The following is a 9,970-nucleotide window of genomic DNA, read 5'->3' on the forward strand; positions in this document are numbered from 1 at the left end:
CGAGACGCCGCGGAGGACCAGGCGGCCGTGACACGCGGCATCATCGATGCGACCTGGTGATCCCGGACGACTTCCCAAACCAACAGAACAGTACGGAGAAGATATGGCCTGGAATGAGCCAGGTGGCGGTAACAAAGACCCCTGGAGCGGAAGACCTGGAGACGATCAGGGTCCACCGGACCTCGACGAGGTCGTGCGCAAGCTTCAGGAGCGTCTCGGCGGACTGTTCGGAGGTGGCAATCGGCCTTCGCCCGAGGGGCCGTCGGACGGGGGCGGACGTTTCAGCTCCAAGGCGATCGGCGTCGTGCTGGTCATCCTGGCGCTCGTCTGGCTCGCCTCCGGCATCTATATCGTCGAGCCCGCCGAACGTGGCGTCGTGATGCGCTTCGGCAAATACGCCGACACTACGGGCCCAGGTCCGCACTGGCATCTCCCGATGCCGCTGGAGCGGGTCATCAAGGTCAATGTCGACGAGATCTCGACCATCACCCATCGGGCCGCGATGCTGACTCAGGACGAGAACATCGTCGAGGTCGAGCTGACGGTTCAGTCGCGCATTCAGGACGCGGCCGACTATCTGTTCCAGGACCAGGATCCGGAGCGGACCCTGAACGACGCCACCGTGACCGTGGTGCGCGTGACCATCGGTCAGAGCAAGCTCGACTTCGTCATGACCGAGGGCCGCGGCGCCGTCGCCGTCACCATCAAGGAGCGGATCCAGAAGCTGCTCGACCGCTACAAGACGGGGCTCATCGTGACCAGCGTCAACATGCAGCCCGCCAAACCGCCCGAGCAGGTCAAGGCCGCCTTCGACGACGCCATCAAGGCGCGCGAGGACAAGGAGCGCCTCGAAAACCAGGCCGAGGCCTATGCCAACGAGGTGCTGCCCAGTGCCCGCGGCAACGCGGCACGCATCCTGGCCGACGCCAAGGCCTATCGGGACAAGATCATCGCCGAGTCCGAGGGTGAGAGCGCCCGCTTCGAGGCGATTCTGAACGAATACGCCAAGGCGCCGGACGTCACGCGCGAACGTCTCTACATCGAGACCATGGAGCAGGTGCTCGGCGAGAACGGAAAGGTGCTTCTGGACGTGCAGCAGGGCGGCAACAGCCTCATCTATCTACCCATCGATCAATTGATGAAGCAGCAACCACATCAGACCAAGCCCGAAACCGACAACAAGGGACCGGCCGTCGCGACACCGTCGCCTCAGGCCCACACGCCGCCGCAGCGGACCGTGGATCGTGAGCGGAGGTCGCGCTGATGAATCAATCGACACTGATCAAGACGCTGATTCCGATCGGTTTGGCGGGTGTGGTGGTCTTCTTCTCGGCCTTCACCTTCATCGTTCAGGAATACGAGGTCGCGCTCAAGCTGCGCCTGGGTGAGATCGTCTCGGACGACTACGCCCCCGGAATCCATTTCAAGATCCCGGTTCTGAACCAGATCAAGAAGTTCGACCGGCGCATCCAGACGCTGGACTCGACGCCGGAACGCTTCCTGACGATCGAGAAGAAGGACGTGATCGTCGACTCCTACGCCAAATGGCGGATCGCGAGCGCCGCGCAGTTCCTGCGCTCGACCGGAGGCAACAGCGCCCGGACCAGCCGGCTGCTCTCGGAGCGGATCAACACCAGCCTGCGCGACGAGTTCGGCAAGCGCACCATCCAGGAGGTGGTGTCCGACGACCGGCTGGCGCTCATGGAGCTGCTGACCCGCGAGGTCAACGCCAAGGCGGGCGATCTGGGCGTCGAGGTCATCGACGTGCGGGTCAAGAAGATCGATCTCCCGCCCGAGGTCAGCGAGTCCGTCTACCAGCGCATGCGCGCCGAGCGCGAGCGCGTTGCCCGCGATCTGCGTGCCAAGGGCGGCGAGGCGGCCGAGCGCATTCGCGCCGATGCGGATCGTCAACGCACGGTCATCATCGCCGAGGCATACAAGGAGTCCGAGGAACTGCGCGGCGAGGGCGATGCCAAGGCGGCCGAGATCTATGCCAATGCGTTCAATCGCGATCCGGACTTCTATGCCTTCTATCGCAGCCTGAGCGCCTATCGCGAGACCTTCGGCAAGGGCGGCAACCTCATGCTGCTGGAACCCGACTCGGAGTTCTTCCGCTTCTTCCGCGAGGCAACCGGCCAGCCCTGACCGGAATCAGCCGCTCCAACCTCGAAATCCCCGCCCGGGGATTTCGAGGTTGGACAAACCCCACCACGTCTGAAAAGATATGGCCCTTTGGCCGGCCTCGGCGCATTGTCCGAGGCCACTCGACCCACTGTCTCGGAATCTCCCGAACCGTGCATGACATCCTGGTAGCCCTGTCGCTGGTGCTGGTCATCGAGGGTATCTGGCCCTTCCTCGGCCCGGCGAGCTTCCGCCGCGCGCTCGTGCTCATGGCGATGGAGGGCGAGCGTCCGCTGCGGATCGCAGGGCTCGTCAGCATGCTCTCGGGCCTAGCGTTGCTCTATCTCGTGAACTGACGGGATCCGGGAAGCCGATGGAGTTCGCGATCGATGGTCCGTCCCATCCAAACGATGGCCAGCATGGGTCGATCCGACAACCGAACGACCTATTAGAAGTGAAAAACGACCGATGAACGAGGAACGGTGGCTGCTACCAGCCGGCATCGAAGAGGTCCTGCCGCCCCAGGCCCAGATCGTGGAAACTCTGAGGCGCGACCTGCTGGATCTCTATGCGGGATGGGGCTACGAACTGGTCATCCCGCCATTCATCGACTATCTGGAATCGCTGCTGACCGGTACCGGTCAGGATCTGGATCTCCAGACCTTCAAGCTCACCGACCAGCTGACCGGAAGGCTGCTGGGCGTCCGCGCCGACATGACCCCTCAGGTCGCCCGCATCGACGCGCATCATCTGCGCCGCGACGTCCCGACGCGTCTCTGCTATCTGGGAACCGTGCTGCACACCATGCCGGACGGATTCGCCAGCACCCGCAGCCCGCTGCAGATCGGCGCCGAGATCTACGGCCACTCAGGGATCGAGAGCGATGCCGAGATCCTGCGGCTGGTGATGCTGACGCTGCGCACGGCGGGGATCGCCGAGAGCTATCTCGACCTGGGGCACGTGGGCATCTATCGCGGTCTCGCCCAGCAGGCCGGCCTGGATGCGGCCCAGGAACACGCGCTCTTCGATGCCCTGCAACGCAAGGCGATCCCCGAGATCGAATCATTGATCGGGCGATTCGGTCTGAGTGGACCGATCGCCGACATGCTCGCCGCGCTCGCCGAGCTCAACGGCGGCGACGCGCTGAGCCAGGCCGACTCGGTGCTGAGCGCGGCGGCCACTCCGGTTCGCGAGGCCCTGGATTATCTGCAGCAGCTGGCCGAGGAACTGCACCGCTGGCTGCCCGATGTGAGTATCCATTACGACCTCGCCGAGCTGCGCGGATACAGATACAAGACCGGCGTCGTCTTCGCCGCCTTCGTTCCCGGCTGGGGGCTGGAGATCGCGCGCGGCGGGCGTTACGACGACATCGGACAGGTCTTCGGTCGCGCCCGTCCGGCGGTCGGATTCAGCACCGACCTCAAGGGGTTGCTGCAGCATGGCAAGGGACTGGACCGACTCATTCGCAATACCGAGGCCATCCTGGCGCCCTGGTCCTCCGACCCGGCGCTGCGCGAGGCCGTGGATCGACTGCGCGCCTCCGGGCGTACCGTGATCAACGCCTTGCCCGGCTTCGAAGACGATCCACGCCAACTCGGCTGCCAGCAGGTGCTGGCCTGTCAAGATGGACGGTGGGAACCACAAGATATCGGCACTATCGATAACCAGTAGGAAGCGTGACTGATGGGCAACAACGTCGTTGTAATTGGCACCCAATGGGGTGATGAGGGTAAAGGCAAGGTGGTCGACCTCCTGACCGACCGCGCCACCGCCGTGGTCAGATTTCAGGGCGGACACAATGCCGGCCATACCCTGGTCATCGACGGCGAGAAGACCGTCCTGCATCTGGTCCCATCGGGCATTCTGCGCGACGGCGTGCGCTGTCTCATCGGCAACGGCGTGGTGCTCTCGCCCCAGGCGCTGTTCGAGGAGCTGGACATGCTCGAGAAGGCCGGCGTCCCGGCGCGCGAGCGGATCGGGATCAGCGCCGCCTGTCCGCTGATCCTGCCCTATCACATCGCGCTCGACCAGGCGCGCGAGCGTGCCCGCGGAACCAAGGCCATCGGCACCACCGGACGCGGCATCGGTCCGGCCTACGAGGACAAGACCTCGCGCCGCGGCATCCGGCTCGGCGAGCTGCTCGACGCCGATCATTTCGCCGAGCGTCTGCGCGAGGTGCTGGATTATCACAACTTCGCCCTTGAGCACTATTTCAAGGCCGATCCGGTCGACTATGCCGCGGTCCTGGACGAGGCGCTCGCCCATGCCGAGGCGCTGCGTCCCCTGGTGGTCGACGTTCCCGGTCTGCTCCACGAGCTGCGCCGCCAGGGCCAGGACGTGCTGTTCGAGGGCGCCCAGGGCGCGCTGCTGGACATCGACCACGGCACCTATCCCTACGTCACCTCCTCGACCACGACCGCCGGTGGGGCCGCGAGCGGGAGCGGCGTCGGCCCGCGCGACCTCGACTACGTGCTGGGCATCGTCAAGGCCTATACCACGCGGGTCGGGGCCGGTCCCTTCCCGACCGAGCTCGACGACGAGGACGGGAATCGTCTGGGCACGCGCGGCAACGAGTTCGGCGCCACCACCGGACGCAAGCGCCGCTGCGGCTGGCTGGACATGGTCGCGCTCAAGCGTTCCTTCGCGATCAACAGCGTGACCGGGATCTGCATCACCAAGCTCGACGTCCTGGACGGCATGGAGACGGTCAAGATCTGCACCAGCTATATGCTGGACGGCGAAGAGGTGACGGCACCGCCGGTCGGAGCGGACATGTTCGAGCGCTGCGAACCCAAGTACATCGAATGTCCCGGCTGGAAGGAGTCGACGGTCGGGATCAAGTCCGTCGATGATCTGCCGGCCAACGCCCGTGCCTATCTGGAGACCATCGAGCGGTTGAGCGGTCTGCCGATCGATCTCATCTCGACCGGTCCGGATCGCGCCGAGACCCTCATCAAGCGTCATCCCTTCGACGTCTGACGCCTCGCCCCGGGAACGGCCCTCGCCCCGGCCGTTCCCGGCCATCCGATTCGCCCCCTCATGCCGCTCCCGGGAGCTGGCGGCCGGTCTCTCGCCATGTCGCGCACTCTCACCTGATTCCTCGCCCACCATAGGTGCCGGCCGGATCCCATCCGGGCATGGCGTCTCGTGTCCTCTGCGGCAATCATTCCCGTGCATCCGGTCAGACCTCCGTCCCCTCCCTGCCAAGCCATTCACGTTTTCGTGATTTCGCTGATCCGAATAGGACTTTGAACACGGATCAGACTCCCCATCTATGCTTTTCTTGATCGTATATTCATTCGATATCGGGGAGAGTCGATGCATTTCCACACGATCCGTTTCCCTTTTCTCTTGCTGCTGCCGCTCCTGATCCACACCTTGGCGATGGCCGAGGAGGCACCTGAAAACGTCACCAAGATCGTTCCCGAACTGCAGTTATGGGGTTCGGATCCCGTTCTGGTCGAGGCCGCCCGGGCACAGAACGCACTCGGGAGGTCGCTCGACGACATCAAGCGCATCGATGCCGAGTGGATACAGGCGAGCGAACCGACGCCCTTCATGGCCGAGCTTCAGAACAATCCTGCCGCCGAGGAGCTCAAGCGTCTCGAGCAGAGCCAGCCCTATTTCTTCGAGGTCTTCCTCATGGACGATCAGGGCGCCAATGTCGCCATGACCAATCAGACCTCCGATTTCTGGCAGGGCGACGAGGCCAAATTCACCCAGTCGTTCGCGGACGGGCAGGGCGCGGTCCATGTCGGCGAGGTCAAGTTCGACAGCAGTGCCCAGGCCTATCTGGTTCAGGTCTCGGTTCCGGTCATGGATGCCGGCAAGGCGATCGGAGCGCTGACCATCGGCATCGATCTGGACCGGCTCGAGCAAGAGTCCCGTTGAGGAAAGGGGCGGCTCCCGGAGTCATGGATCCGGCGGAGCGCGCTTAAAAGGAGCAAACGCATGCAATGGCTCAACAACCTGTCCTTCCGTTACAAGCTGACGATCCCGCTCGTCCTGGTCGCCGCCTTGTTCATCCTCTTCGTCTGGTCGACCCTGTTCCGCTTCGATCGCCTGGTCGACGAGGTCTCGGAACTGGTCGGCGCGGATATTCCGGCGGTCAAGAATCTTCTCCAAACCGACCGGGATCTCTATCAGGTGCTCACCGCCGAGCGGACGCTCATCTTCACCGACGCCTCTTCTCCTGAATTCGCCGCCGCGCTCGAGAGCCATGCAGAAAACATCCAGCAGGCCCGCGAGCGTTTCGATCGTGCCGCCGAGATCATCCTGACCGATCGACACCTGGATTCAGGCAACGCCCTGACGACCAGGATCGCGGACTACAAGGAGCGGCGCGAGACTTGGGAGGCCATGACCCAGCGGATCGTCGAGGAGCGGCGCTCTGACACCCGAATCGGACGCTCGACGGCGATCAATCTGACGCTCAAGGAGGGTGTAACCTCGTTCGAGGCGATGCGCTCCATCCTGGACGAACTCGAGGACATGGTGATCGGTCTCGCGGACGCCTCGTCGATGCGCGCCGAGAGTTCCGTGTCCGAGAGCCGAATGCAAACGATCGTGCTGGCGGTGATCGTGATCGGAATTCTGGCGGCGGTCGTCTTCGGCCTGCCGCCGCTCGTCATCAAGCCCCTGTCTCACGTTCTCGTGCGTATTCAGGACATCGCGGAGGGCGAGGGCGACCTCAGGGCGCGCCTGGATCAGAAGGGGCGCGACGAGATCGGCCAGATCGCTGGCGCGCTCAACAAGCTGCTCGAACGGCTGCAGCAACTGGTCTCGCAGTCCGCCGGATCGGCACGTCAGCTCGATCATGCCGTCGAGCGGCTGAAGACGGTCGCGGCCCAGAGCGACGAGGCCATGATGGAGCAGCTGTCGCAGATCCAGATGGTCGCGACCGCGATGCACCAGATGTCCGCCACCGTCAACGAGGTCGCGGCCAATACGAACCATGCCGCCGAGAGCGCCCGTACCGCCGACACGGGTGTACGCTCTGGAGCCAAGGTGGTGGGAGAGGCGTCGGTGGCCATCGGACAGCTCGCCGAGGTGGTATCCAAGGCGTCGGAAGCGATCGCGACGCTCGAATCCGAAACCAATCGGATCGGCGCCGTGCTCGAGGTCATCAAGGGTATCGCCGAGCAGACCAGTCTGCTGGCCCTCAACGCGGCGATCGAGGCGGCTCGGGCGGGCGAAAGCGGTCGAGGATTCGCCGTGGTGGCGTCCGAGGTCCGCAACCTGGCGTCTCGGACCCAGAAGTCCACCGGCGAGATCGAGGGCATGATCGCCTCGTTGCAGTCCAGCGCGCGCAACGTGGTCACGGTGATGGATTCGGGACGCGGAATGGTCGACTCGACCCTGGAGAAGGCCGCTCAGGCGAGCCGATCGCTCGATGAGATCACGCAGGCCGTCTCTCGGATCAACGACATGAATACCCAGATCGCCAGCGCCACCGAGGAGCAGTCGGCCGTGACCGACGAGGTCAGTGGCAATACGCTGAGAATCCAGAACCTTGCCGAACATGCCGTCTCGGCCAATCAGCAAACCGCAGAGGCGCGGGGAGAACTCGCCTCGCTCGCTCAGTCCCTGAACGCCGAACTGGCGCAATTCAAGGTCTGATCGTCCAGCACCTTCCAAGCCAGGGTTTCGCCGGGGTCTCGAATCGGCGAAACCGCTGCCGGCCCGACCGGAACCGCCGTGATTCGGCGACGCACTGTCTCCGTTCGATTCCATCTGCTCGTCATCTCGCACCCTCGCGGTCCCTTCTTGCGGCGTTGCTTGGCCGCGTTCGGGACCATCGGTTCGAATGCCCGGGAATCCGCCCAGTGAATTAGAGAGCTGTCTGTGGGATTATTCGTCCTTTTGAGGCAGCTGCGCGCGGTTGTCTCATGCCATGCATCGATAACGAAGCACTGGATATGGATCCTCGACACGCATCAAACGAATCGAGTCCGCCCGAGGTCGCGAAACCCGCACCCCAAGAGTGGACGATCGCCGACCTCATCGATTTCGAATACTTTCTCGACGCGGACGAGGGGGAGCTTCGCGATCGGCCTTCGTCCCGCAAGCGCTTCACCGAGCGCGACCGTGCCATCTATCTGGAGCAGATCGAAACACAGCTACCCTCGGCGGAGCCGCACACAGCCTCGCATCGGCGGGCGACCCTCTATCGCTGGCTGAAGGCGCGCAAGGCGGACGAGGATCCGGGAATGCGCTCGCTCCTGCCTGGGGCCGCCTTCGCGCAGGCGCAGCGGCTCGGCGGCATTCTGCTTGCGGTTCTCGGATTCCTCTGCGGCGTCGGAATCGCGTCCACGCTCCTGAGCTACGACGGCCATCGGCCGATCAGCGTCCCCTGGTATGTCTTCATCCTGGTCTTGGTCCAGTTCCTGATCGTCTCGGCCGCCGTCTGGGCCTGGGTGCGCCGCAGCCTCCGCGGCCGCCGCGCGGACGACCAGGAGTCTCTGCTGCTGAACCGCGTCATCCAGCCGTTGCTGAACAAAGGCGCCGCCTGGCTGCAGCACCAGCATCTGACCCACTCGCCGCAGGAGATCCGCGATCGGGCGCTTGCGACTCAGGGGCTCCTGAGGTCTCAGTACTCCATCTACGGATCGCTCGCCCAATGGCCGCTGCTCATCTCGGCCCAGATCTTCGGCGTGGCCTTCAACGTCGGCGCCGTTCTGACCACCATCGTTCTGGAATGGTTCACCGATCTGGCATTCGGCTGGGGCACCTCGCTCGCCGCCCATCCCCAGACCATCTACGACATCGTCCGTGTGATCGCCACCCCTTGGAGCTGGTTGTTCGGCGAGGGCGTCGGCTATCCGACGCTCGATCAGGTCGCCGGCTCGCGGGTCTATCTGGAGCAGTGGACCCTGATGCAGAGCATGCATCCGAATCCGGAGCATCTGCGCTCCTGGCGCTGGTTCCTGGTCCTCGCCGTCATCACCTATGGTCTGCTGCCGCGGCTCATTCTGCTCGGCATCTCGCTGATCGGTCAGCGCCTGGCCCTGATGCGTCTGACCTTCACGCACGGCCGCATCCAGGCGCTCTATGCCAGGATGCTGACCCCGCGCCTGGACACGGGGCTGGGCGGCTCGGGGCACGGACCCGAGATGCCCATTCCCGGCGAGATGGCCATCCGCCCCAATCGCTCCGCTCTGGTGGGGCCTCTGACCAAGCCGAAGCCCAGTGCCAGCCGACGGCCATGGCGCGATCCGCAGACCAGGACATCCGAAGCACCGGAAGCGGCCACCGAGACACCTTCAGCGGTACCCATCCCGCCCCCGATAGAGACGTCCGCACCCGAACAGGCCCCACCTGAGACGCCTGTCTCCAAACCGACACAGACCGAGCGATCCGTCGCTCCGAGCGAACCGGACGCCAACCCCCAACCCGCCACTCCCCTGGAATTCGAGCCGGCTCCCGCGGCTGATGAGCGGCGCGAGATCGCGGATGAGCCCTCGACCGCGTCTGAAGCCTCGACTCAGGAAACACACGAGCCCGCCGATGCCGGGATTCAAGGCGAGCCGGAAGACCAGATGGAGCGGGGGGGGCGAGGGCCGCTCGCGCCAGAAGCGGAAAAAGAGCCGATGGTCGAGCCGGAACCTGAGCCTGAGCCGGAACCTGAGCCGGAACCTGAGCCGGAACCTGAGCCCGAGCCTGAACCTGAGCCAGAGCCAGAACCTGAGCCAGAACCTGAGCCAGAACCTGAGCCAGAGCCAGAGCCAGAACCTGAGCCAGAGCCAGAGCCAGAGCCAGAGCCAGAACCTGAGCCAGAACCTGAGCCAGAACCTGAGCCAGAACCTGAGCCAGAACCTGAGCCAGAACCTGAGCCAGAACCTGAGCCAGA

Annotated in this window: 8 protein-coding genes; all 8 read left to right on the forward strand. The window is 64.4% G+C overall.

What is annotated here, in order from left to right:
* Positions 1-103: 103 nt before the first annotated feature.
* On the forward strand, positions 104-1,264 hold the full coding sequence (hflK, locus tag D779_RS04095; RefSeq protein ID WP_043749840.1) for an FtsH protease activity modulator HflK: 1,161 nt from the start codon (positions 104-106) through the stop codon (positions 1,262-1,264).
* Entirely contained in the window at positions 1,264-2,145 is an 882-nt protein-coding gene (gene hflC, locus D779_RS04100; protein WP_043749845.1) for a protease modulator HflC, read from the forward strand. The genes hflK and hflC overlap by 1 nt, the downstream gene beginning before the upstream one ends.
* 149 nt (positions 2,146-2,294) lie before the next feature.
* A complete protein-coding gene (locus D779_RS04105) occupies positions 2,295-2,477 on the forward strand; it encodes a DUF2065 domain-containing protein (RefSeq protein WP_043749848.1) in 183 nt (60 codons plus the stop codon).
* Between the two features lie 112 nt (positions 2,478-2,589).
* The gene (locus tag D779_RS04110) at positions 2,590-3,792 is read left to right on the forward strand and encodes an ATP phosphoribosyltransferase regulatory subunit (protein WP_043749849.1); all 1,203 of its coding nucleotides are present in this window, start codon (positions 2,590-2,592) and stop codon (positions 3,790-3,792) included.
* 12 nt (positions 3,793-3,804) lie between these two features.
* On the forward strand, positions 3,805-5,100 hold the full coding sequence (locus D779_RS04115) for an adenylosuccinate synthase (protein ID WP_043749851.1): 1,296 nt from the start codon (positions 3,805-3,807) through the stop codon (positions 5,098-5,100).
* Between the two features lie 339 nt (positions 5,101-5,439).
* Positions 5,440-6,012 (forward strand): PDC sensor domain-containing protein, encoded by a 573-nt coding sequence (locus tag D779_RS04120; protein ID WP_052347808.1) that lies wholly within the window; start codon positions 5,440-5,442, stop codon positions 6,010-6,012.
* Positions 6,013-6,072: 60 nt separating this feature from the next.
* Positions 6,073-7,740, forward strand: coding sequence for a methyl-accepting chemotaxis protein (locus D779_RS04125; protein WP_043749856.1), 1,668 nt, complete (start codon positions 6,073-6,075; stop codon positions 7,738-7,740).
* A 299-nt stretch (positions 7,741-8,039) separates the two neighbouring features.
* Positions 8,040-9,970 (forward strand): DUF2868 domain-containing protein (locus tag D779_RS04130; RefSeq protein ID WP_043749859.1); only part of this gene is annotated, 1,931 nt, incomplete at its 3' end.

Origin of the sequence: Imhoffiella purpurea (genome assembly GCF_000585215.1) — a bacterium.
In the GTDB taxonomy this organism is placed as follows: Bacteria; Pseudomonadota; Gammaproteobacteria; order Chromatiales; family Chromatiaceae; genus Imhoffiella; species Imhoffiella purpurea.

Excerpts from the sequence above, each read along its gene's own strand:
- hflK (WP_043749840.1), top strand. The coding sequence starts at position 104 with ATGGCCTGGAATGAGCCAGGTGGCGGTAACAAAGACCCCTGGAGCGGA.
- hflC (WP_043749845.1), top strand. The coding sequence starts at position 1,264 with ATGAATCAATCGACACTGATCAAGACGCTGATTCCGATCGGTTTGGCG.
- D779_RS04110 (WP_043749849.1), top strand. The coding sequence starts at position 2,590 with ATGAACGAGGAACGGTGGCTGCTACCAGCCGGCATCGAAGAGGTCCTG.
- D779_RS04115 (WP_043749851.1), top strand. The coding sequence starts at position 3,805 with ATGGGCAACAACGTCGTTGTAATTGGCACCCAATGGGGTGATGAGGGT.
- D779_RS04120 (WP_052347808.1), top strand. The coding sequence starts at position 5,440 with ATGCATTTCCACACGATCCGTTTCCCTTTTCTCTTGCTGCTGCCGCTC.
- D779_RS04125 (WP_043749856.1), top strand. The coding sequence starts at position 6,073 with ATGCAATGGCTCAACAACCTGTCCTTCCGTTACAAGCTGACGATCCCG.